The sequence below is a fragment of the Pseudomonas sp. TYF_14 genome, assembly GCF_043105275.1.
Lineage (GTDB): Bacteria > Pseudomonadota > Gammaproteobacteria > Pseudomonadales > Pseudomonadaceae > Aquipseudomonas > Aquipseudomonas alloputida.
Genome location: NZ_JBICLK010000061.1, coordinates 157,002 through 178,189, shown reverse-complemented (window position 1 = coordinate 178,189; position 21,188 = coordinate 157,002). Strand labels below are relative to the sequence as shown.

Below are 21,188 nucleotides of genomic sequence, written 5' to 3'. Positions count from 1 at the left end.
GTGGGCCATGCATAAAGAAGCCCTTATCCCCTACCTGCTGTTGCTCGGCGACAGCGCCCTGGTCCAGGGCCAGCGCCTCTGCGAATGGTGTGGCCGTGCCCCGGCCATCGAGGAAGAGCTGGCCCTGATGAACGTCGGCCTCGATCTGGTCGGCCAGGCCCGCAACTGGCTGGAGTATGCCGCCGAGCTGCTCGACGATGGCCGAGATGCCGATGCCCTGGCGTTCCGCCGTGACGAGCGCGCCTACCGCAACCTGCTGCTGGTCGAGCAACCCAACGGTGATTTTGCCGTGACCATGACCAAGCAGTTCCTCTACGACGCGTGGCACTTCGCCGTGCTGCAGGGGTTGGTCGAGTCCAGCGATGCGCGAATCGCGGGGATTGCCGCCAAGGCCCTGAAGGAAGTCACCTACCACCTGCGCCGGTCCAGCGAGTGGGTACAACGGCTGGGCGGTGGTACCGATGCCAGCCGCCAGCGCATGCTCGCCGCCGTCCCGGCACTGTGGCGCTTCACCGTCGAACTCGCTGCTGGCAGCGACAACGAAGTCCGTCTGGCGGAATGCGGTATCGCCGCCGACCCAGCGACCGTCGGCGCCACCTGGCTGAAGCAGGTCGCCGCGACGTTTGCTTCGGTCGAACTGCCGCTGCCCAAGGCCGCCAGCCACTTCTACCTGGATGGCCGCAAAGGCCTGCACACCGAGCATCTGGGCCTGCTGCTGGCCGAAATGCAGTTCCTGCCAAGGGCCTACCCCGATGCAACCTGGTGAACTGATTGCCGGCGACCGCGGCGCACGGGCACAGCAAGGCGACGACGTGGCCCGTGCCTGGGCGGTATTGGGCCAGGTCATGGACCCTGAAGTGCCGGTGGTCAGCGTGGTCGACCTGGGGATCGTGCGCGATGTCGATTGGCGCGCCGGCCACCTGCACCTGGTGGTTACCCCGACCTACTCTGGCTGCCCGGCCACCGAAGTCATCGAAGGGGATATCCGCCAGGCGCTGGAACAGGCCGGCTTCAGCGCGCCAGAGCTGGAGCGCCGGCTGACCCCGGCCTGGAGCACCGACTGGATCACCGAACTGGGCCGCGAGCGCCTGCGCGCTTATGGCATTGCGCCGCCGCAAGGCAGCGCCAGCAAGCGCAGCCTGCTCGGCGAAGCCCCCCAGGTGTGCTGCCCGCAATGCGGCAACGCCCATACCGAATTGCTCAGCCAGTTCGGCTCCACGGCCTGCAAGGCGCTGTACCGCTGCCGCGAGTGCCTGGAGCCATTCGACTATTTCAAATGCATTTGAGCCGTGGAGACCACCATGAGCCAGTTTCACAGCCTGACCATCAAGCAAGTGCGCAATGAGACCCGTGATGCGGTATCGATTGCCTTCGATGTGCCCGAGCACCTGCAGGGCCAGTTCCGCTTCACTCAGGGCCAGTACCTGGTCATGCGTACCCAGCTGGACAACGAAGAAGTCCGCCGCTCCTACTCCATCTGCAGCGCCGTGCAGGACGGCGAGCTGCGCGTGGCCGTCAAGCGCGTGCCGGGCGGGCGCTTCTCGGCGTTTGCCAATGAAGTGCTCAAGGCCGGTCAGCAGCTGGAAGTGATGCCGCCATCGGGTAGCTTCTTCGTGCCTTTGGACCCGGCTCGCCAGGGCAACTATCTGGGGGTAGCTGCCGGCAGCGGCATCACCCCGATACTGTCGATCATCGCCACTACGCTGGCCAGCGAGCCGCACAGCCGTTTCACCTTGCTGTACGGCAACCGCTCCAGTTCGGGGGCGCTGTTCCGCGACAAGCTCGAAGACCTGAAAAACCGTTACCTCGACCGCTTGAACCTGATTTTCGTGTTCAGCCGCGAACAGCAGGATGTCGACCTGTACAACGGCCGCATCGACGCCGACAAATGCGGCCAGCTGTTTTCGCGCTGGCTGGACGTTGCCGGCCTGGACGCGGCGTTCATCTGCGGCCCGCAGGCGATGACCGAGACCGTGCGTGACAGCCTGCAGGCCAACGGCATGGCCAAGGAACGCATTCACTTCGAGCTGTTCGCCGCCGCCGGCAGCGAGGCCCGCCGCGAAGCCCGTGAGGCGGCACGCCAGGTGGATTCGGCGCTTAGCCATATCACCGTGATCAGCGACGGCCGGGCACTGAGCTTCGACCTGCCGCGCAACACCCAGAACGTGCTGGACGCCGGCAATGCCATCGGCGCCGAGCTGCCCTACTCGTGCAAGGCCGGCGTGTGCTCCACCTGCAAGTGCCGAGTGATCGAGGGCGAAGTGGAGATGGACAGCAACCATGCCCTCGAAGACTACGAAGTGGCGGCCGGGTATGTGCTGTCGTGCCAGACCTACCCGGTGAGTGACAAGGTGGTGCTTGATTTCGACCAGCTGTAGACCGAGGCGACTGCTTCGCGGGTAAACCCGCTCCTACAGGGCCTGCGCAGGGCCTTAGGGCGGCATCCTTACCTGCGAAGAGGGCCTGAGCAGCAACGCAATACCCCGCGTGACCTCAACACAACAATTACAAAACCAAGAGATCGCTTGCCATGACACCCGAACGCATAGAAAGCATCGCCAACCACCCCGACTTCCAGCACCTGGTGCGGCGCAAACGCCGCCTTAACGGCAGCCTGACCCTGGCCATGCTGGTGGTCTACTACGGCTTCGTCCTGCTGGTTGCGTTTTCGCCCAGCACCCTCGGCCAGTCCCTCAGCGGCGGCGTGACCACGGTCGGCATGCTGGTGGGCGTGCTGATGGTGCTGCTGTCCTTTGCCCTGACCGGCATCTACGTACACCGCGCCAACAACGTGCTCGACCCGCTCAACGACAAGGTCAAGCAGGAGTGCGCACAATGAACTGGACCGCCATTTCGATGTTCATGGTGTTTGTCTGCTTCACCCTGCTGGTCACCCGCTGGGCTGCCCTGCGCACCCGCTCGGCCAGCGACTTCTACACCGCCGGCGGCGGCTTGAGCGGCATGCAGAACGGCCTGGCGATCGCGGGCGACATGATCAGTGCCGCTTCGTTCCTGGGCATTTCCGCGATGATGTTCATGAACGGCTACGACGGCCTGTTGTATGCCCTCGGTGTCCTGGCGGGCTGGCCGATCATCCTGTTCCTGATTGCCGAGCGCCTGCGCAACCTGGGCAAGTACACCTTCGCCGACGTGGTCAGCTACCGGCTGGCGCAAACCCCGGTGCGCTTGACCTCGGCTTTCGGCACCCTGGTGGTGGCGCTGATGTACCTGGTGGCGCAAATGGTCGGCGCCGGCAAGCTGATCGAGCTGCTGTTCGGCATCAGCTACCTGTACGCCGTGATGCTGGTCGGTGTGCTGATGGTTGCCTATGTCACCTTCGGTGGCATGCTCGCCACCACCTGGGTGCAGATCATCAAGGCGGTAATGCTGCTGTCGGGCACCAGTTTCATGGCCTTCATGGTGCTCAAGCACTTCGGCTTCAGCACCGAGGCCATGTTTGCCAGCGCCGTGGCCGTGCATGCCAAGGGCCAGGCGATCATGGCCCCAGGCGGCTTGTTGTCCAACCCGGTGGACGCTATTTCCCTTGGTTTGGGCATGATGTTCGGTACCGCTGGCCTGCCGCATATCCTGATGCGCTTCTTCACAGTCAGTGATGCCAAGGAAGCACGCAAGAGCGTGTTCTACGCCACCGGTTTCATTGGTTACTTCTACCTGTTGCTGATCGTTGTCGGCTTTGGCGCCATTGTCATGGTCGGCACCGAGCCGTCCTACCGCGACGCCACTGGCGCCATCATCGGTGGCGGCAACATGGTCGCCGTGCACCTGGCCCAGGCCGTGGGTGGCAACCTGTTCCTCGGCTTCATCTCAGCCGTCGCCTTCGCCACCATTCTGGCTGTGGTCGCTGGCCTTGCGCTGTCCGGGGCATCGGCGGTGTCCCACGACCTGTATGCCTGCGTGATGCGCAAAGGCAAGGCTACCGAGCAAGAGGAAATGCGCGTGTCACGCATTGCCACGCTGGTCATCGGCCTGCTGGCGGTGATCCTGGGCCTGATGTTCGAGTCGCAGAACATTGCCTTCCTCTCCGGCCTGGTGCTGGCGGTGGCCGCTTCGGTCAACTTCCCGGTGCTGCTCCTTTCCATGTTCTGGAAAGGCCTGACCACCCGCGGCGCGGTGTGCGGCAGCATGGCCGGGCTGGTCTCGGCGGTGCTGTTGGTGGTGCTGGGCCCGGCGGTGTGGGTCAACGTGCTGCACAACGAAACGGCGCTGTTCCCCTACAGCAACCCTGCGCTGTTCTCCATGAGCCTGGCCTTCCTCAGTGCCTGGGTGTTCTCGGTTACCGACAGCTCCGAACGTGCCGTTGAAGAGCGTGGTCGCTACCTGGGCCAGTTCATCCGCTCCATGACCGGTATCGGTGCGGCTGGCGCCAGCAAACACTGACTGCAAGGACGAACAGACATGTCGGGTAAAACAACAACAATGAACCGCACACACTTCCTGTCAGCCGCCTGGCTGGCCACCCTCGCCCTGCCGATGCCCGCGCTGGCCGACTTCATCGGCGACAGCCATGCACGCCTGGAGCTGCGCAATCACTACATCAACCGTGATTTTCGCCAGAGCAACGCCCCGCAGGCCAAGGCCGAAGAATGGGGCCAGGGCTTTACCGCCAAGCTGGAATCGGGCTTCACCGAAGGCCCGGTCGGCTTTGGCGTGGACGCCCTGGGCCAGTTGGGCATCAAGCTCGACTCCAGCCGCGACCGTCGCAACACCGGCCTGCTGCCTTTTGGCCCGAACAGTCACGAACCGGTCGACGACTACAGCGAGCTGGGCCTGACCGGCAAGGTACGTGTGTCCAAGAGCACCTTGCGGCTGGGCACCTTGCAGCCGATCCTGCCGGTGGTGGTGTACAACGACACCCGCCTGCTGGCGTCCACCTTCCAGGGTGGCCTGCTCACCAGTCAGGACCTCGATGGCCTCACCTTCAATGCCGGACGCCTGACCAAGGCCAACCTGCGTGACTCCTCTGGCCGCGACGACATCGGCTATGGCGCTGCCAGCAGTGACCACCTGGACTTTGGTGGTGGCAGCTACGCCATCACCCCGCAAACCACGGTCAGCTATTACTACGCCAAGCTCCAGGACATCTACCGTCAGCAGTTCGTCGGGCTGATCGACACCCGCCCACTGGCAGAAGGTGTGAGCCTGCGCAGTGACCTGCGCTACTTCGACAGCCGCAATGACGGTGCCGAGCGTGCCGGCAACATCGACAACCGTAACTTCAACGCCATGTTCACCCTGGGCGTGCGGGCGCACAAGTTCACCGCCACCTGGCAGCAGATGTCCGGTGACAGCGCCTTCCCGTTCGTCAACGGCGGCGACCCGTTCACCGTCAACCTGGTCACCTACAACACCTTCACCCGCGCCGGGCTGGACTCTTGGCAAGTGCGCTACGACTACGACTTCGTTGCCATGGGCATCCCCGGCCTGAGTTTCATGACCCGCTATACCGACGGTCGCCACGCGGAAACTGCCACCGTGACCAATGGCCGCGAGCGCGAGCGCGACACCGACATCACGTATGTCATCCAGAGTGGCCCGTTCAAGGACGTCAGCCTGCGCTGGCGCAATGTCACCTTCCGCTCCGGCAACGGCCTGACCAACGCCGTGGACGAAAACCGCCTGATCATCGGCTACACCCTGGCGCTGTGGTAACAGCGCCTCTCACATTTTGAACAGCATGGAGAACAGCATGTCTGCCGCCCCTACTCTGCAAAGTTTCATCGCCGGCCGTTGGCTAGGCCAGCACGGCGCCCAGGCCTTGCGCAGCGCCCTCGACGGCCACGTACTGGCCTACAGCCATGAAGAGCGCCCGGACTTCGCCGAAGCTGTGGACTACGCGCGTGCACGCGGCCTTGCTTCGCTGATGGGCATGGATTTCCAACAACGTGCCCAACGCCTCAAAGCCCTGGCCCTGTACCTGGCCGAATGCAAGGAGCAGCTCTACGCCCTGTCGCACCACAGCGGCGCCACCCGGGCTGACAGCTGGATCGACATCGAAGGCGGCAACGCCACGCTGTTCTCCTATGCCGGTATCGGCAGCCGCGAGCTGCCGTCGGGTAACCTGGTGCACGAGGGCCCAGCCATACCGTTGGGCAAGCAAGGCCATTTCGCCGGTAGTCATATCCTGGTGCCACGGGCAGGCGTTGCGGTGCACATCAACGCGTTCAACTTCCCCATCTGGGGCATGCTGGAAAAGTTTGCCCCGACGTTCCTCGCCGGTATGCCCTGCATCGTCAAGCCGGCGACCTCGACCAGCTATTTGACCGAGGCCGTGGTACGCCTGATGAATGCCTCTGGCCTGCTACCCGAAGGCAGCCTGCAGCTGGTTATCGGCAGCACCGGCGACCTGCTCGACCGCCTGCAGGGGCAGGACGTGGTGACCTTCACCGGCTCCGCCGACACTGCCGCGAAACTGCGCGTGACGCCCAACCTGATTCGCAACTCGGTGCCGTTCACCGCCGAGGCCGACTCGCTCAACTGCGCCATCCTCGGCCCGGACGTGAGTCCGGACAGCGAAGAGTTTGACCTGTACATCAAGGAAGTGGTGCGTGAAATGACCACTAAAGCCGGGCAGAAGTGCACCGCCATACGCCGTGCGATCGTCCCGGCCAGGCACCTGGATGCCGTTGCCACCCGCCTGCGCGAGCGCCTGAGCAAGGTCGTGGTTGGCGACCCGTCGCTTGAAGGTGTGCGCATGGGCGCCCTGGCCTCCCATGACCAGCAGCGCGATGTCGGCGAGCGGGTGCGCAGCCTGCTGCAGAGTTGTGACCAGCTGTTCGGCGCCAGCGATGGCTTTGCCCCGCGGGGCGAAGGCGTGGCTGAAGGCGCGTTCTTTGCGCCAACCTTGTTGCAGGCCCGCGATCCGCATGCCGAGGGCGGCGCCCACGATATCGAAGCGTTCGGCCCGGTCAGTACGCTGATGGCCTATGACGACCTCGACGAAGCCTTGGCACTGGCTGCCCGTGGCAAAGGCAGCCTGGTGGCGACCCTGGTCACCGCCGACCGCAGCGTGGCCGCCAAGGCTATCCCGGTGGCTGCTGCCTGGCATGGCCGGCTGCTGGTGCTCGATAGCCAGGCTGCCAAGGAGTCCACCGGTCACGGCTCGCCGCTGCCGCAGCTCAAGCACGGTGGCCCGGGCCGCGCCGGCGGTGGTGAAGAGCTGGGAGGCCTGCGTGCGGTGAAGCACTACCTGCAGCGCGCTGCAGTACAAGGCTCGCCGAGCATGCTCACGGCGGTCACCGGCGAGTACGTGCGCGGCGGCGAAGTGATCGAAACCGAAGTACACCCGTTCCGTCGCTACTTCGAGCAGCTGCGTGTCGGCGAGTCGCTGCTCACCCATCGCCGCACCGTGACAGAAGCTGACTTGGTCAATTTCGGCTGCCTGTCAGGCGACCATTTCTACATGCACTTCGACGAAATCGCCGCCAAGGCCTCGCAGTTCGGTAAACGCATTGCCCACGGTTACTTCGTACTGTCGGCAGCGGCCGGGCTGTTCGTGTCGCCCGGCGCCGGACCGGTATTGGCCAACTATGGGCTGGACACCCTGCGCTTCATCAACCCGGTGGGCATTGGCGATACCATCCAGGCGCGCCTGACCTGCAAGCGCAAGATCGACCAGGGCAAGACCAGCCCGCTGGGGCAGCCGCAGGGGGTGGTGGCGTGGGATGTGGAAGTAACCAATCAGCTGGGTGAATTGGTGGCCAGCTATGACATCCTGACCTTGGTGCTGAAAAAACCAGCATGATGTGTAGAAGCCACTGGCCTCTTCTCGGGCAAGCCGTCTCTGACCGGCACTGCACAGCTCCCCCGTAGGAGCGGGTTCACCCGCGAAGAGGCCGGTAGGTGCTCAAGGCACTTGGGATCGATGCACGTACCTGGCTGCAGTGAAGAATTCAGGCATCTGAAACCGTTGGTCAGCGACTGCCAATGCTCAGTGGACCTCTGGCGTGCACCTGTCGCTCTTAATTCATAAGGATCATGAACGAGGACTGCACCATGAATTCCCTACTGCGAATGGGTGGCGGCAATGTTGAAGATGACTGGCCGGAGCTGGAGCCGGATCGACGCAATGATCGGGCAGACGACCCGGATACCGACCCTAATGTGACTGATGATGAGGAAAATCGTCCCGGCGTCCCGGCCAGCGACCCTGAGTCTGGCGCCTGACACTAGGAGTGTCAGCGTACACTGCAGGAGCGGGCACGTCCGTTCCTGCAGTTTCTTTTACCGGTTGCAGGCGAGCTGTTAAACCATCGCCGCCGGATCGCCCACCGACTGGTTGGGCTTGCTCCCCGAAATCCGCCAGCTCACGGCGGTAATGCCGTAACGCTCGGCCATCGGCCGACTGACCTTCCTGATTTTCTCGCGACCGAACTTGGGAATGATGCCAATGCCCGCATCACAACTTGCCCAATGCCAGGCCTCGGCATTGTCCAGGCGTTCCAGGCGGATGATGAAACTGCGCGGTTGGTCATGCAGTTTGTAATCGATTATGTACAGCTGTGGGCTAGGCATCGCAGGGGGCCTCCTCTTCTCCATGGATGACATTTTGATTGATCGGGCGGTGGCCAGAAGATTCAAAATTTTTGTCTAACAAAATCTCATGGCGCGATTGCGGGGCGGCTACCCCGAAATCGCTGCTGGGCACCTATGGGCAGCTGTCGTTCAGCGAAAGCCCCCACTCACTGGCTGCGGCCTGCGCCGTGGCTGTTGCGCCCTCCCTTGCGTCCGGCTTCCGATGCCCGTTGGCGGTCGTTGGCAAAGTTGCCGCCAGATGCCTGGCCACCCTTGCGGCCAGCGCGCGATGCCCTCTCGCGGTCATTGGCAAAATTACCTGGGTTGGTTTCCTTGGTGCCGCCGCGCTGGCGGGTTCGCTCTTGGTCCTGCGCCATGTCGTTTCTCCTTGCGATGGATTGGCTGAGCGCAAAAATCGCTCGCGAGTTATTGGCCGTATTTGCAAAACACCACACTAGCTTCCGAGCCCCCGATCGGTCGCTGTGCTCAATGGTTTTACAATCAGCTGACCGGTGGCACTAAAAACAGGCAGGCAGGCTCTTTGCGTGCTGGAAGTGACCGTTCGTCAGCTTCAACGCAACGTTTATTGCCAGCCAGGGCCGAAACTTCATGCAATGAAGGAATTGCCCAGGAGCCTGAATGAAGCCAGTCAAGCATCGCGCCACAATCATTTGCCGGCATGGCAAGCAGCGCCACAAATGGTTGTGGGTAAGAAAGCCCAACGCGCCCTGGACCCTTCCAGGCGGCAAGATCGAGCCCGGCGAGACACCTATGCAGGCCGCCGAGCGGGAGTTGCTTGAAGAGACTGGGCTAAAGGCTGAATCGCTGATTTTGTTGATGCGCCACGAAACGCCAGAGCGGATGCATTACGTGTTCGCAGCGGAGTTTGCCGACGCACCGCAGCCCAAGGCCCGGCATGAGATCTCCGACTGCCGCTTTGCCCACCTGGACCAGGTGGCTGTGGTGAAGGGCGAGATCAAGGCCCTGATCCGCTCCTTGCTGGCTTGTGACGCGAGCACTGCGGCGTCCGTTCGGTAAGCTAGGCGTGCACACTCCACTGCGTTGCGTCTGACGCGATCGGCATCTCGTCGATTTCATGGATCATCCCGTTTTCCAGCGCCTCCCGCGGCGCCAGTATCCTTGGATAGGCCATTAGATAACGCGGTACATCCAAAACCTCGGCCGCGCCTTTCGTGCGCTCCGCCACGATCTGCGCATACAGGCGCAGGTCGTAATCCAGGCTCATCGCATACTCGGACATCCGCGAATGGTCCACCGAACCATGCAAGGTCCAATGAAACGGGTGGAAAAGAAACTTGCTGAAACTGCAAGCCGTGCGTCGCTCTCCGGCAAGGAAGAGGATATTGCCCATGGATTCCACCGTGCCCAGGTTGTGGGTATGCACCTCCACGGGTAATGCCCGCAGAAAGTTGTACAGGGTAAACCCATAGCTGCATTCGCCGCCCATGGTGGCGATGTTCAGTTGCAGAAGCTCGGCACCCTGTTGCAATGCCCGCGAGCAGGTCGTGATCAGGTTGCCGCAGGTTGACGAATTGATCGGTCCGGTGAAGTGGATGATATGTCTGGCCATGCTTGCCTCCACGGGTGGCAGGTCATTGCTTGATCTTTTGCCCATCGTCGCCCAACCCGGCCCTCTGGCGGTGGGCGAAACGCTCGAATGTCATCCTGGCACCCTTCCATGAAACGGGTATGCGGTGGAGACGCCAACTGCCGCAAAGTTCAACTCGGCGTCAGCATTTCCGTTGGTCAAGCGTTGTGAACCCTCGCCGGCCTTTGCCGGTCGCACTTTCAGAGCGACCGAACAAGGAACCGGCAGTGAGGACGGCAGCGTGAGCGATATTCGCATCGGTATCTCCGGGTGGCGCTATGGCCCCTGGCGCAAGGACTTCTACCCCAAAGGCCTGAAACAGGACGATGAACTGGCATTCGCTTCACGGGCGGTGAACAGCATCGAGATCAATGGCTCGTTCTACAGCCTGCAGACGCCCGAGCGCTATCTGGGCTGGCGTGAAGCAACGCCGGAAGGCTTCGTGTTCGCAGTCAAGGGGCCGCGCTATATCACCCATGTCCGGCGGTTGAAGGAAATCGAAGAGCCCGTGGCCAATTTTTCGCTTCCGGCCCGCTGCTGTTGGGCGAAAAACTCGGGCCGTTCCTGTGGCAGTTCCCCCCTAGCATGAAGTTCGATGAAGACCGTTTTGCCCGGTTCCTGGAGCTGCTGCCACACACACGCGAAGCGGCCCGTGAACGCGCCCAAGGCTGCGCCGAGCGCCTGAAGGGTAATGGCAGCCTTGCCATCAAGGGCAATGCTCGCTTGCGTCACGCCGTGGAAATCCGCCACGAGAGCTTCCTTTGCGAAGCGTTTGTCAAGCTGTTACGCAAGCACCGCGTGGCCTTGGTGGTTGCCGACAGCGCCGGCAAATGGCCCTATGTCGAAGACGTTACTGCCGACTTCGTCTACATGCGTCTGCACGGCGATGTAGAGCTGTACAGCAGCGGCTATACCGCACGCGCGCTGCGCCGCTGGAAGGAGCGTATCCAGCAATGGAGTGAAGGCCGCCAGGCCGACGATGCTCGCCTGATCGTGCCTGGGCCGCCGCCTCGGCGTGCGACACGCGATGTGTACTGCTACTTCGACAACGACCAGAAGGTTCACGCACCCTACGACGCCAGGCGCTTGCTGCAAAAGCTGTCGTTGGACCATGAGCTGATGACCGAGCCAGGCGTGGTGCCGGAGGTGGCCTTGTGAACCGGACCCTGCCCGCCCCACGCTGCATCATCGACAAGGTGACCGCTGTACGCCGGCTCAATGTGCTGACGCTGAATGTGCACAAGGGCTTCACCTTCTTCAACCGGCGCTTCATCTTGCCCGAGTTGCGTGAGGCTGTACGGGCCACCGGCGCCGACCTGGTGTTCTTGCAAGAGGTGCACGGCAGTCACCAGCAGCACGCCTTGCGCCACCCTGCCTGGCCCGAAACGCCGCAGTACGAGTTTCTGGCCGACAGCATGTGGCCGCAGTTCGCCTATGGCCGCAATGCGGTGTATCCCCATGGCGACCACGGCAACGCGCTGTTGTCGAAATTCCCCATCAGATGCTTCAACAACCTGGATGTTTCGGTGCAGGGCAATGAACAGCGTGGCCTGCTGCATTGCCAGCTGGAGGTGCCGGGCCATGACGAGGTGCATGCGGTATGCGTGCACCTGGGCCTGCGGGAAGCCCACCGGCAGCGCCAGGTGAAGCTGATGCTCGACCTGCTGGCCAGCCTGCCGCCCAACGCGCCGGTCATCATCGCCGGCGATTTCAACGACTGGCGGCTGAAGGCGGACGCGGTGCTGAGCGAACACCTGACAGAGGCCTTCGGCACCCCGGCGCGCAGTTTCCCCGCGCGCCTGCCGTTGTTGCGCCTGGACCGCATCTACCTGCGAAACGCGGTGCCGGGCGCAGCCCAGGTGCTGTCCAAATACCCGTGGTCGCATCTGTCCGACCACGTACCACTGGCTGCGGAGATCAACCTGTGAACCGACCTTGGGTAGACGGCAACAGCGTGCAGTTGCTGATCAATGGCGAGCAGTATTACCCCCGCGTGTTCGAGGCCATGGCCCAGGCGCGGGAAGAAATATTGCTGGAAACCTTCATCATCTTCGACGACAAAGTGGGCAAGCAATTGCAGCAGGTGTTGATCGAGGCTGCCCGGCGCGGAGTACGCGTGGAAGTGGTCGCGGATGGCTACGGCACAGCCGAGCTGCCGGCTGAATTCATTTCAGCGATGACCGACGCGGGTGTCAGCTTTCATGCCTTCGATCCACAACCCCGCTTGTTGGGCATGCGCACCAACCTGTTTCGCCGTTTGCACCGCAAGATCGTGGTGGTCGATGGTGAGCAGGCCTTCATCGGCGGTATCAACTACAGCGCCGACCATTTAGGCGACTTTGGTGCGATGGCCAAGCAGGACTATGCCGTGGAGGTCACTGGGCCGGTAGTGGCGCAGGTACATTCAGCCAGTAAGCGCCTGATGTCTCCCGTGCTGCAGCCACCCAGTGCGGTACGCCCCGTTACCGAGCCCGCCGGTAGCAGCAGTGCTGTGTTGATCGAGCGTGACAACGGCATGCGCAGCACCGATATCGAGGCACACTACCTTCAGGCGTTTCGTAAAGCCCGGCAACGCATTGTGGTCGCCAATGCGTATTTCTTTCCAGGCTACCGGCTGATGCGTGAGCTGCGCAACGCGGCCCGGCGTGGCGTGGAGGTTCGGTTGATTTTGCAGGGCCAGCCCGACATGCGCTGGGTACGCGCACTGTCGCGCCTGCTGTACAACTACCTGCTGCGCGACGGCGTGAAGATTCATGAGTACTGCCAGCGGCCGTTGCACGGCAAGGTGGCACTGGTGGACGACCAATGGGCCACCGTCGGCTCCAGCAACCTCGACCCCCTGAGCCTGTCGTTCAACCTGGAGGCCAACCTGTTCATTCGTGACCGGGCCTTCAACCAGCAACTGCACCAGCATCTGCAGACACTGGCCAGCGAGCAATGCAAACCGGTCACCCTGGAGCGCATGATTCGCGGCTACTGGTGGAGAGCACCGTTGATCTTCGTGTGCTTCCACGTGATCCGCCACTTCCCGCGCATTGCGGGCTGGTTCCCTGCGCACCGGCAGCGTTTGCGCTCGGTGCAGCCGGAAGCCGAACCCCAGGGCAACTTGCACGAGGGCAACTCCTGATGGCGCGCAAAAGCTGGAAAACGTGGGGCAAACGCCTGTTCACACTCGCGTTTCTGATCCTGATCCCTGTGCTGCTGTACCTGCTGGCGCGCAATCTGGACTGGAACGAAGTACGTCAGTCTTTGCTCGCCTACAAGCCTGGCACCCTTGCCATCGGCTTGGCGATCGCGTTGTGCAGCTACTTCACGTTTGCCAGTTACGACCTGTTGGCCCGGGCTTACACCGGCCATACGCTACCTGCCCGCCAGGTATTGCCCGTCGCGTTCGTGTGCTACGCCTTTAACCTCAATTTCACTACCTGGGTAGGCGGGGTTGCCTTGCGCTACCGCCTTTATGGGCGGCTGGGCCTGGATACCGCGACCATTACACGAATCCTCACCTTGGGGCTGTTGACCAACTGGATGGGCTATATGCTGCTGGCCGGCACCGTATTTGCCCTGGGCCTGGTCGAGATGCCCGGCAACTGGGCGGTGGGCACTACAGGCCTGCGCCTGATCGGCCTGCTGTTGCTGGCGATTGCGGGCGGCTACCTGCTGGCCTGTGGTTTTGCCAAGAAGCGCACCTGGTGCTGGCGCGACCACGAAGTGACGCTGCCCTCGCTGCGTCTGGCGCTGTGCCAGGTGGCGCTGGGTGCCAGCAACTGGGCACTGATGGCGCTGCTGATCTTCTGGCTGCTGCCGGGCGAAGCGTTCTACCCGTCGATTCTCGGCATCCTGCTGATCAGTTGTGTGGCCGGTGTGGTGGCGCATATCCCTGCGGGGCTGGGCGTGCTGGAAGCGGTGTTTCTGGCCCTGCTGCATGGTCAGATGGCCCAGGGCACGCTGGTGGCTGCCCTGCTCGGCTACCGCACGTTGTACTACCTGATTCCGCTGCTGTTGGCAGTGGTGACCTACCTGATCCTGGAAAAACGCGCCAAAGCCATGCGCCGGCGCGACAAGCCTGCTCAGACCTGACGAGGGCCTTGTGCCCTGGAGGTGGAAAATGCGTGTTCCTGCCTTGATGATGATGGTTGCCAGCCTGGCCAGCGGCCAGGTCTGGGCCGAAGCTTGCAATGTGCTGACTCGCTCCTCCAGCGACGCCGTGACGCCGGTGGAGCGGCACACCTGTTACAGCTACAGCAACATACCCGCCGAAGCGATCAACTGGTCATGCAGCAACGAAAGCAAGGACATGCTCAATAGCGAAAAGAGCAAAATAGCGCGGTGCGCCGATGGGAGTGTCGGCAGCTGCATCGCTCCACTGACCCCCGAGGCATTGGCCAATCCCAAGGCAATAGGTGGCGAGAAGCCGGCGTTGCCCAAGGATGCGCGGGTGATCACTTACTATTACGATACCCCGAGCCTCGGCCAGGCCCGTAGTGACTGTGAGCGAAATAACGGGGTCTGGCAGACCCACTAGGGCAAAAGGCTGGGAGCCAGCGCAAGCCCGCTCCCAGAATTAGATCAAAGGGCGGGGCGATCGCCTGCAAGGGCAGCCCGCCTATTCTGCTTCAGGGCGAGATCGGATCACTCGCTGGGAAGGTTTCATCCAACGCATTGTCCACCGCGCTCTCGCCCGGCTTCTCACCACAATGGCAGTCCTGCATCCGGCAGGGCTCACCCTTGCGGTGGCCGCTGGCGCAGGCCTCGCAGCAATAGGCCTTGCCGTCGCGCTGCAAGGCATTGGCATCCACAGTGCAGGAACAGTGCGTACACGCGCAGCGTTGATCGTTCATGGCTTGCTCTCCTCGTCGTCAATCACTTCATCGGTCCAGGGCACCCCGTCCAGCGGCGCGGATCGGGCCAGTTCGGCCTCGTCCAGGCCAATGCCGCCACCGATCTCATCGGCATCCACCTCGCGCAGACGCTGGTCTGCCGGGCCGCCACTGCCGCCCGGTTCGTGGGGGTCGCGGGCACCGGTTTCGTCCAGCAGGGTGTCCGGGCTCAAATCGTCGTAGGTGACATTGTCCTCATGCAGGCTGTCACTCAGCGCCTCGCCGCCGGTCATGCCACTTTGCGCCACGCGCCGGGGGGGAAACTCACGGTCGACCTCGGCGGCCGGTCGCTCGTCGCCCACACGCCCTTCGCGCTCTTCCAGGCGTTCATCGAAATCCAGCTCATGCACGCTGCCCATGCGGTCTTCGATGTCATCGATTTCGGTGGGAGTGTATGGCTTAGGTGCATCGGGTCGGGTCATGTGCGTTCTCCATCAGGTGGCTTCATTCGGTCGACTACACCAGCTCACGGAAGATTCAGAGTTTTTTGAACTACCGCCTCGGCCGGCGCCTCCCACCTTAGAGACCTTGATCTGCCCGGAGCCCGCCATGGCCAAGCCCCTGCAGGAATACGCGCGCAAGCGCGACTTCAACGCCACACCCGAGCCCAGCGGCAAACGCAAACGTGGCAAACGGGCCCATGCGCTGCAGTTCTGCATCCAGAAACACGACGCCAGTCATTTGCACTACGACTTCCGCCTGGAGCTCGATGGCACCCTGAAAAGCTGGGCGATCCCCAAAGGCCCGTCGTTGGACCCCAAGGTGCGCCGCCTGGCGGTGCATGTGGAGGATCACCCGCTGGACTACGCCGATTTCGAGGGCCATATCCCGGAAGGCCACTATGGTGCAGGGGACGTGATCGTCTGGGACCGCGGTATCTGGGAGCCTGAAGGCGACGCGCATGAAGCCTACGCCAAAGGCAAGCTGCGATTCCGCCTGCTGGGTGAGAAGCTAGGCGGCGTGTGGAACCTGTTTCGCACCCACCTGGCCGGCAAGAAAGAACAATGGATGCTGGTCAAGTCGCACGACGCCCAGGCGTGCAGCGAAACCGAGTACAGCATTGTCGAGGCCCTGCCCGACAGCGTGCTCAGCGAGCGCACGCTGGTGCCACGCAAATCCGCTGCAAAAAAAGCCACTGCCCCGCGCAGCAGCCGTAAACGCGCCGACAAAGTTCAGGCTGCACCCTTGCCAGCACAGTTACAGCCACAGCTGGCAACGTTGGTGGACTCTCCCCCCAGCGGCGACTGGCGCTACGAAGTCAAGTTCGATGGCTACCGTATTCTGGCCCGCATCGAGGGCCAGGACATCCGCCTGTTCACCCGCAACGGCCATGACTGGAGCAGCAAGATGCCCCGGCAGGTTGCCGCCCTGCGCGCGCTGGGCATCGACTCGGCCTGGCTCGATGGCGAAATGGTGGTGGCTGATGAGAATGGCATGGCTGACTTCCAGGCGTTGCAGAACGCCTTCGATACCGAGCACGACGAACGCATCACCTATTACCTGTTCGACCTGCCATTTCTGGGCGGTCAGGACATGCGACAGCTACCGCTGCAGAACCGCCGCGATACATTGCGCCAACTGCTTGAGCACAACCATTGCGACGTCATCAAGTATTCCGCCGACTTCGACGAACCTGTCCAGTCACTGCTCGACAGTGCCTGCCGGCTGAAGCTGGAAGGCCTGATCGGCAAGCGAGTTGACAGTGTCTACAGCGGCCGCCGTAGCCCGGACTGGATCAAGCTCAAGTGCAAGCAACGCCAGGAATTCGTGATCGTCGGCTACACCGACCCCAAAGGCAGCCGCAGCGGCTTCGGTGCCCTGCTGCTGGCCCTGCACGACAACGACAGTGGCGAGCTGCGCTATGCCGGTAAGGTCGGTACCGGCTTCAATGCCACGACACTGGCCAGCATCCACGCGCGGCTCAAGCCCCTGGAAATCGCCAGGCCAGCCCTGCCCTCGCCGCCTGCCGGAGCCGAAGCGCGTGGTGTGCACTGGCTGCGACCGCAGTTGTTGGCGGAAGTCGCCTTTGCCCAGATGACCCGTGACGGCATCGTGCGCCATTCGGTGTTCCACGGCCTGCGCGATGATAAGGCGGCAACCGCCATTGACCTGGAGCGCGCCATGCCCGCAAAAACTGTATCCAACCGCAACAAGCAGGCCAAGGCGTCTGAGAACCTGGGTGAACTGCGGCTGACCCACCCCGACCGGGTCATCGACCCCACCACGGGTGTGACCAAGCGCGAAGTCGCCGAGTATTACGCTGGCATCAGCCAGTGGATCCTGCCACAGCTCAAGCACCGCCCGGTGGCATTGGTGCGCGCCCCGGACGGCCTGGGCGGCGAGCTGTTCTTCCAGAAAAACGCGGGCCAACTGTACATACCCAACGTACTCAGCTACGAAAAGGCCGAGGCCGGCCAGGCAGCGATGGTCATCAATCGCGCCGATACGCTGCTGGGTGCGGTGCAGATGAACATGCTGGAGCTGCACACCTGGAACGCCACAGACAAGGATTTCGATAAACCGGACCGTTTTGTCCTCGACCTGGACCCTGACCCTGCGCTGCCCTGGAAGGCCATGGTGGAGGCGACCCAACTGACCCTCACCCTGCTGGACGAACTGGGCCTGAAGGTGTTCCTGAAAACCAGTGGTGGCAAGGGTATTCACGTGGTTGTGCCCTTGACCCGGCGAGCCGGGTGGGACGAGGTCAAGGACTTCAGCCACGCCATCGTCAATTACCTGGCCAAGCTGTTTCCGGAGCGCCTGAGCGCGGTGTCGGGGCCGAAAAATCGCGTGGGACGCATTTTCATCGACTACCTGCGCAACGGCAAGGGCGCTACCACGGCGTGCGCCTATTCACTGCGAGCTCGTGACGGGCTGCCAGTATCGGTACCTATCTGGCGTGAGGAACTGGCGCAAATCAAGGCCGCCAACCAATGGAACATCACAAACCTGCACGAGCGTCTGGCGGAGGTCGACGACCCTTGGGCCGACATGGGCAAGGTACGCCAGTCGATCACCGCGCGCATGCGCAAGCAGCTAGGGCTCGAATGATGACGCCAAAGCGATTGGACACGACCCGGGAGGCCCGCCCATGAGCATCGTTCAGGACTTCAACCTGACCACCCTTGACCGCCTTTTACGCGCCTTTGGCGAACGCCAGCTACCGCTCAACCTCGATACTCAATTGCCGCAACTGATCCAGGCGCTGCAAGCTGATCACCTCGACCTGCTACCGTTGCCGGGGCAAGGCAACACCTTGCGTCGCTGGCAGACCTTGGCACGGGTGGCCGGCTGTGACCTGGCACTGGCCAAGCTCTATGAGGGCCATACCGATGCCTTGGCGATCCTGGCGGAATGCGGCGCAGCGCACCACGCCAACGACGGCATCTGGGGCGTGTGGGCGGCAGAGCCACCCGATGCGCGGGTCCACATCACAGCGCGCGACGGCGACCAGGTGCGCCTCAACGGCACCAAGGCCTGGTGTTCCGGTGCCTTGCAGATCGATCGCGCGCTGATTACTGCCTGGGATGAGGCCGAGCAGCCGCAATTGGTGGCAATCGAGCTGTCACAGCCAAGCCAGGGCCTGAACATCGAGCACTGGCAGGCTGTTGGCATGGCCACTACCGCCAGTGTCGAGGTGGCGTTCAACGATACCCCAGGCACGCTCATCGGCACGCCAGGCCAATACCTCTCGCGCCCTGGCTTCTGGCAAGGCGGTGCGGGTATCGCCGCCTGCTGGTACGGCGCAGCCGAGGCGCTGGCGGATTACCTGCGTGAACATTGCCGCAAACCTCGCCCAGACCCGCATGCCGATGCGCATCTGGGCGCTGTGGACGCTGCGTTGCATGGCGCCCGTGCGTCACTGCGTGAATGTGCTGCCTGGATCGATCAACAGCCCGGTGTGGATGCCAGTTTCGAAGTTCGCCGCACCCGCGCCCAGGTAGAACAGGCCGTAGAGCAGGTCATAAGCCACGTCGGACGTGCCTTGGGGGCCACGCCGTTCTGTCGCAGCAGTCATTTTGCCCGGCTGAGCGCCGACCTGCCGGTGTTCCTGCGTCAGAGCCACGCCGAGCGTGATCTGGCGATGCTGGGCCAGCAACTGGCCCAGTTGCCAGCCGGGGTGTGGCAACTATGAGCCAGAACCTGATCCAGTCCGCGGGCGGCACGCCTTGGGCAGCCTGGCAGCAAAGCGCGCACCTGGCGCGTGCGACCTGGCTCGACTCACGCCAACTGTGCCCGCCGGGGCGCCGGCTGGTATTGATCGCGCCGCATCCGGATGACGAAATTCTCATGGCTGGCGGCCTGCTGGCGGGCTTCAAGGGGCGTGAGGATGAGCTGGTGCTGATCTCCGCCACCGACGGCGAAGGCAGCCACCCCGGCTCCAGTCACTGGACCGAACATCGATTGCGCCGCCAGCGCCCCCAGGAAAGCCGACTGGCCCTGCAACAGCTCGACCTGGACCTTGAACGCCTGGACTGGCGCAGGCTCCACCTGAAGGACGGCCAGTTGCCGCGCGAAGAAGCGTTTCTGACCCGTCACCTCACCCAGTTACTGCGCGCCGATGACCTGCTGATGGCCACCTGGCGCAGTGACGGCCATTGCGATCACGAGGCCGTCGGCCGCGCCGCTGCGCAGGCGGCGGCAACCCGTGGGGTGCACTTGGCTGAGGTACCGGTCTGGGCCTGGCACTGGGCTGAGCCTGACGACCCGCGCCTGCCATGGCCCCGTGCGCACCGCGTGCAGCTTGATGAAAGCCGTCTGGCACGCAAGCGCAAGGCCTTGGCCGCCCACGCCAGCCAGCTGCAGCCGGACGGCGAGCAGCCGCCGGTGCTACCGCCGCACCTGCTGGATTGCCTTCTGCAACCTTTCGAACTGGTGTTCCTTTGAATGGAGCTGTCATGAGCCTCGATCCACAGTATTTTGCCGAGCTATACGCCACCAATGAAGACCCTTGGGCCTTTCGCACCCGCTGGTACGAGAGGCGCAAACGCGAGCTGGTGATGGCCAGCCTGCCACGCCAGTGCTATCAGCGCGTGTTCGAGCCTGCTTGCGCAAATGGCGAGCTCAGCGCGCTGCTGGCCGAGCGTTGTGCCGAACTGCTGTGCCAGGACCTGGACCCGACGGCCGTAGGCCTGGCCCGTGAACGCCTGGCTCACGTGCACAATGCCTCGGTCGAACGGGCCCGGTTACCGGGGAACTGGCCCGGCGGCCGCTTTGACCTGATCGTGCTCAGCGAGGTGGGTTACTACCTTGATCCCACCGACTGGCTGCAGGTGATCGAACAATCGGTGGCCAGCCTCAGCTACGACGGTGCGCTGCTGGCCTGCCACTGGAAGCACCCTATCGCGGGTTGCCCGCAGGACGGTCGCGAAGTGCACCGCCTATTGACCCGACATTTGCCGTTGCATCAGCAGTTTCGGCATGAAGAGGCGGACTTTTTGCTGGAATACTGGTCATGCCAGCCAAGCGTCGTCGATCTCGACGAGACGTGCCCATGATTGCCGTTGTCATCCCTGCACATAACGAAGCCCGCCGCCTTGGGCGATGCCTGCGGGCGGTGCTGGTGGCTGCCCGGCAGGCGCAGCAAGCGGGACTGCACGTAGAAGTGCTGGTGGTACTGGACCGCTGCAGCGACGGCAGCGCCGCCGTGGCGCGGCGTTTCGGTGTACACACGCTGGAGGTGGATGCCGGTAATGTCGGCATGGCACGTCGTGTGGGGGCCGCGCACATGGTCGAGCGTGGCGCCACATGGCTGGCGTGCACCGATGCGGACAGCCGGGTCCCGGCGCACTGGCTGCTGTCGCAGCTGGCCTGTAGCGCCGAGGTGGTTTGCGGCACCGTGCATGTCGAGTACTGGCAACCCTGGCAGACAGCCGCGCTGCGCAAGCTGTACCAGAGCCGCTACCAGGCGTGTGAAGGGCATCGGCATGTGCACGGCGCAAACCTGGGGGTTTGTGCCGATGCCTATGAGCGTGTGGGTGGCTTTCAGCCCCTCGCGGCGCATGAAGATGTGCAGCTGGTCAGCGACCTACAGGCCAGCGGCGCCCAGATCGTCTGGACCGCCAGGCATAGTGTGGCCACCAGCAGTCGACGTGACAGCCGCGCCCGCGAGGGGTTTGGTGATTACCTGGCTGGGTTGCAGGCGCAGTCTTGAACTCAATGGCATT

At 63.1% G+C, this 21,188-nt stretch carries 22 protein-coding genes and 2 pseudogenes; 19 read left to right on the top strand and 5 right to left on the bottom strand.

Annotation, left to right across the window (positions count from 1 at the left end; translation table 11 throughout):
- Positions 1-7 precede the first annotated feature (7 nt).
- The 8 genes and pseudogenes from paaC (at position 8) to ACF8O8_RS16995 (ending at position 8,184) form a co-directional block, all read left to right on the top strand.
- The gene (paaC, locus tag ACF8O8_RS17030) at positions 8-766 is read left to right on the top strand and encodes a 1,2-phenylacetyl-CoA epoxidase subunit PaaC (RefSeq protein ID WP_010954156.1); all 759 of its coding nucleotides are present in this window, start codon (positions 8-10) and stop codon (positions 764-766) included.
- The gene (gene paaD, locus ACF8O8_RS17025; RefSeq protein WP_350297886.1) at positions 753-1,286 is read left to right on the top strand and encodes a 1,2-phenylacetyl-CoA epoxidase subunit PaaD; all 534 of its coding nucleotides are present in this window, start codon (positions 753-755) and stop codon (positions 1,284-1,286) included. The genes paaC and paaD overlap by 14 nt, the downstream gene beginning before the upstream one ends.
- A gap of 15 nt (positions 1,287-1,301) precedes the next feature.
- On the top strand, positions 1,302-2,378 hold the full coding sequence (gene paaE / locus ACF8O8_RS17020; protein ID WP_010954154.1) for a 1,2-phenylacetyl-CoA epoxidase subunit PaaE: 1,077 nt from the start codon (positions 1,302-1,304) through the stop codon (positions 2,376-2,378).
- A gap of 152 nt (positions 2,379-2,530) precedes the next feature.
- Positions 2,531-2,839 carry a DUF485 domain-containing protein gene (locus ACF8O8_RS17015; protein ID WP_004374508.1) on the top strand — a complete coding sequence of 103 codons (309 nt, stop codon included), beginning with the start codon at positions 2,531-2,533 and terminating at the stop codon, positions 2,837-2,839.
- Positions 2,830-4,398: pseudogene (locus tag ACF8O8_RS17010) on the top strand (cation acetate symporter); the annotation flags it as partial. The gene ACF8O8_RS17015 and the pseudogene ACF8O8_RS17010, both read left to right, overlap by 10 nt.
- A gap of 39 nt (positions 4,399-4,437) precedes the next feature.
- Positions 4,438-5,670 carry an OprD family porin gene (locus ACF8O8_RS17005; protein WP_392510036.1) on the top strand — a complete coding sequence of 411 codons (1,233 nt, stop codon included), beginning with the start codon at positions 4,438-4,440 and terminating at the stop codon, positions 5,668-5,670.
- Between the two features lie 37 nt (positions 5,671-5,707).
- Entirely contained in the window at positions 5,708-7,762 is a 2,055-nt protein-coding gene (gene paaZ, locus ACF8O8_RS17000) for a phenylacetic acid degradation bifunctional protein PaaZ (protein WP_010954151.1), read from the top strand.
- Between the two features lie 251 nt (positions 7,763-8,013).
- Entirely contained in the window at positions 8,014-8,184 is a 171-nt protein-coding gene (locus tag ACF8O8_RS16995; protein ID WP_061405658.1) for a hypothetical protein, read from the top strand.
- A gap of 78 nt (positions 8,185-8,262) precedes the next feature.
- On the opposite strand, the gene ACF8O8_RS16990 is transcribed toward ACF8O8_RS16995, so the two are convergent.
- Together ACF8O8_RS16990 and ACF8O8_RS16985 are read right to left on the bottom strand one after the other, a co-directional pair.
- A complete protein-coding gene (locus tag ACF8O8_RS16990; RefSeq protein WP_004374494.1) occupies positions 8,263-8,532 on the bottom strand; it encodes a DUF6555 family protein in 270 nt (89 codons plus the stop codon).
- Positions 8,533-8,699: 167 nt separating this feature from the next.
- Positions 8,700-8,909 (bottom strand): general stress protein, encoded by a 210-nt coding sequence (locus ACF8O8_RS16985; protein ID WP_392510035.1) that lies wholly within the window; start codon positions 8,907-8,909, stop codon positions 8,700-8,702.
- A 262-nt stretch (positions 8,910-9,171) separates the two neighbouring features.
- On the opposite strand from ACF8O8_RS16985, the gene ACF8O8_RS16980 reads away from it, so the two are divergent.
- Entirely contained in the window at positions 9,172-9,570 is a 399-nt protein-coding gene (locus ACF8O8_RS16980) for an NUDIX hydrolase (RefSeq protein WP_010954149.1), read from the top strand.
- A gap of 1 nt (position 9,571) precedes the next feature.
- Here ACF8O8_RS16980 and ACF8O8_RS16975 read toward each other — a convergent pair whose 3' ends face one another.
- Positions 9,572-10,123 (bottom strand): ATP-dependent Clp protease proteolytic subunit, encoded by a 552-nt coding sequence (locus ACF8O8_RS16975; protein ID WP_049587879.1) that lies wholly within the window; start codon positions 10,121-10,123, stop codon positions 9,572-9,574.
- A 124-nt stretch (positions 10,124-10,247) separates the two neighbouring features.
- Here ACF8O8_RS16975 and ACF8O8_RS16970 point away from each other — a divergent pair.
- The 5 genes and pseudogenes from ACF8O8_RS16970 (at position 10,248) to ACF8O8_RS16950 (ending at position 14,666) form a co-directional block, all read left to right on the top strand.
- Positions 10,248-11,299: pseudogene (locus ACF8O8_RS16970) on the top strand (DUF72 domain-containing protein).
- Positions 11,296-12,069: an endonuclease/exonuclease/phosphatase family protein gene (locus tag ACF8O8_RS16965; protein WP_350297883.1), complete on the top strand. Its 774-nt coding sequence runs from the start codon at positions 11,296-11,298 to the stop codon at positions 12,067-12,069. Before ACF8O8_RS16970 ends, ACF8O8_RS16965 begins: the two are co-directional and overlap by 4 nt.
- A complete protein-coding gene (gene clsB, locus ACF8O8_RS16960) occupies positions 12,066-13,268 on the top strand; it encodes a cardiolipin synthase ClsB (protein ID WP_010954145.1) in 1,203 nt (400 codons plus the stop codon). Before ACF8O8_RS16965 ends, clsB begins: the two co-directional genes overlap by 4 nt.
- A complete protein-coding gene (locus ACF8O8_RS16955; protein WP_392510034.1) occupies positions 13,268-14,221 on the top strand; it encodes a lysylphosphatidylglycerol synthase domain-containing protein in 954 nt (317 codons plus the stop codon). Before clsB ends, ACF8O8_RS16955 begins: the two co-directional genes overlap by 1 nt.
- Positions 14,222-14,249: 28 nt before the next feature.
- Positions 14,250-14,666, top strand: coding sequence for a hypothetical protein (locus tag ACF8O8_RS16950; RefSeq protein WP_049587883.1), 417 nt, complete (start codon positions 14,250-14,252; stop codon positions 14,664-14,666).
- A 91-nt stretch (positions 14,667-14,757) separates the two neighbouring features.
- On the opposite strand, the gene ACF8O8_RS16945 is transcribed toward ACF8O8_RS16950, so the two are convergent.
- Together ACF8O8_RS16945 and ACF8O8_RS16940 are read right to left on the bottom strand one after the other, a co-directional pair.
- Positions 14,758-14,982 (bottom strand): metallothionein, encoded by a 225-nt coding sequence (locus tag ACF8O8_RS16945; RefSeq protein WP_004576227.1) that lies wholly within the window; start codon positions 14,980-14,982, stop codon positions 14,758-14,760.
- The gene (locus tag ACF8O8_RS16940; protein ID WP_049587885.1) at positions 14,979-15,443 is read right to left on the bottom strand and encodes a hypothetical protein; all 465 of its coding nucleotides are present in this window, start codon (positions 15,441-15,443) and stop codon (positions 14,979-14,981) included. The genes ACF8O8_RS16945 and ACF8O8_RS16940 overlap by 4 nt, the downstream gene beginning before the upstream one ends.
- A 127-nt stretch (positions 15,444-15,570) precedes the next feature.
- Between ACF8O8_RS16940 and ligD the strand changes: the two genes are divergently transcribed.
- Genes ligD through ACF8O8_RS16915 form a run of 5 tightly spaced genes read left to right on the top strand, consistent with a single transcriptional unit; the run spans position 15,571 to position 21,175 of the window.
- Positions 15,571-18,072, top strand: a complete 2,502-nt coding sequence (gene ligD, locus ACF8O8_RS16935) for a DNA ligase D (protein ID WP_392510033.1) — start codon at positions 15,571-15,573, stop codon at positions 18,070-18,072.
- A gap of 40 nt (positions 18,073-18,112) precedes the next feature.
- Positions 18,113-19,156 carry an acyl-CoA dehydrogenase gene (locus ACF8O8_RS16930; RefSeq protein ID WP_392510032.1) on the top strand — a complete coding sequence of 348 codons (1,044 nt, stop codon included), beginning with the start codon at positions 18,113-18,115 and terminating at the stop codon, positions 19,154-19,156.
- Positions 19,153-19,908: a PIG-L deacetylase family protein gene (locus ACF8O8_RS16925; RefSeq protein WP_010954140.1), complete on the top strand. Its 756-nt coding sequence runs from the start codon at positions 19,153-19,155 to the stop codon at positions 19,906-19,908. Before ACF8O8_RS16930 ends, ACF8O8_RS16925 begins: the two co-directional genes overlap by 4 nt.
- Before the next feature lie 11 nt (positions 19,909-19,919).
- A complete protein-coding gene (locus ACF8O8_RS16920) occupies positions 19,920-20,519 on the top strand; it encodes a class I SAM-dependent methyltransferase (protein ID WP_392510031.1) in 600 nt (199 codons plus the stop codon).
- Positions 20,516-21,175: a glycosyltransferase family 2 protein gene (locus ACF8O8_RS16915; RefSeq protein ID WP_010954138.1), complete on the top strand. Its 660-nt coding sequence runs from the start codon at positions 20,516-20,518 to the stop codon at positions 21,173-21,175. The genes ACF8O8_RS16920 and ACF8O8_RS16915 overlap by 4 nt, the downstream gene beginning before the upstream one ends.
- The last annotated feature ends 13 nt before the right edge of the window (positions 21,176-21,188 follow it).

Excerpts from the sequence above, each read along its gene's own strand:
- ACF8O8_RS16955 (WP_392510034.1), top strand. The coding sequence starts at position 13,268 with ATGGCGCGCAAAAGCTGGAAAACGTGGGGCAAACGCCTGTTCACACTC.
- ACF8O8_RS16990 (WP_004374494.1), bottom strand. The coding sequence starts at position 8,532 with ATGCCTAGCCCACAGCTGTACATAATCGATTACAAACTGCATGACCAA.
- ACF8O8_RS16920 (WP_392510031.1), top strand. The coding sequence starts at position 19,920 with ATGAGCCTCGATCCACAGTATTTTGCCGAGCTATACGCCACCAATGAA.
- ACF8O8_RS16980 (WP_010954149.1), top strand. The coding sequence starts at position 9,172 with ATGAAGCCAGTCAAGCATCGCGCCACAATCATTTGCCGGCATGGCAAG.
- ACF8O8_RS16975 (WP_049587879.1), bottom strand. The coding sequence starts at position 10,123 with ATGGCCAGACATATCATCCACTTCACCGGACCGATCAATTCGTCAACC.
- ACF8O8_RS16940 (WP_049587885.1), bottom strand. The coding sequence starts at position 15,443 with ATGACCCGACCCGATGCACCTAAGCCATACACTCCCACCGAAATCGAT.
- paaC (WP_010954156.1), top strand. The coding sequence starts at position 8 with ATGCATAAAGAAGCCCTTATCCCCTACCTGCTGTTGCTCGGCGACAGC.
- ACF8O8_RS16925 (WP_010954140.1), top strand. The coding sequence starts at position 19,153 with ATGAGCCAGAACCTGATCCAGTCCGCGGGCGGCACGCCTTGGGCAGCC.
- ACF8O8_RS17015 (WP_004374508.1), top strand. The coding sequence starts at position 2,531 with ATGACACCCGAACGCATAGAAAGCATCGCCAACCACCCCGACTTCCAG.
- paaD (WP_350297886.1), top strand. The coding sequence starts at position 753 with ATGCAACCTGGTGAACTGATTGCCGGCGACCGCGGCGCACGGGCACAG.
- ACF8O8_RS16945 (WP_004576227.1), bottom strand. The coding sequence starts at position 14,982 with ATGAACGATCAACGCTGCGCGTGTACGCACTGTTCCTGCACTGTGGAT.
- ACF8O8_RS16985 (WP_392510035.1), bottom strand. The coding sequence starts at position 8,909 with ATGGCGCAGGACCAAGAGCGAACCCGCCAGCGCGGCGGCACCAAGGAA.
- ACF8O8_RS17005 (WP_392510036.1), top strand. The coding sequence starts at position 4,438 with ATGAACCGCACACACTTCCTGTCAGCCGCCTGGCTGGCCACCCTCGCC.
- ACF8O8_RS16930 (WP_392510032.1), top strand. The coding sequence starts at position 18,113 with ATGAGCATCGTTCAGGACTTCAACCTGACCACCCTTGACCGCCTTTTA.
- ACF8O8_RS16915 (WP_010954138.1), top strand. The coding sequence starts at position 20,516 with ATGATTGCCGTTGTCATCCCTGCACATAACGAAGCCCGCCGCCTTGGG.
- ligD (WP_392510033.1), top strand. The coding sequence starts at position 15,571 with ATGGCCAAGCCCCTGCAGGAATACGCGCGCAAGCGCGACTTCAACGCC.
- paaE (WP_010954154.1), top strand. The coding sequence starts at position 1,302 with ATGAGCCAGTTTCACAGCCTGACCATCAAGCAAGTGCGCAATGAGACC.
- ACF8O8_RS16950 (WP_049587883.1), top strand. The coding sequence starts at position 14,250 with ATGCGTGTTCCTGCCTTGATGATGATGGTTGCCAGCCTGGCCAGCGGC.
- paaZ (WP_010954151.1), top strand. The coding sequence starts at position 5,708 with ATGTCTGCCGCCCCTACTCTGCAAAGTTTCATCGCCGGCCGTTGGCTA.
- ACF8O8_RS16995 (WP_061405658.1), top strand. The coding sequence starts at position 8,014 with ATGAATTCCCTACTGCGAATGGGTGGCGGCAATGTTGAAGATGACTGG.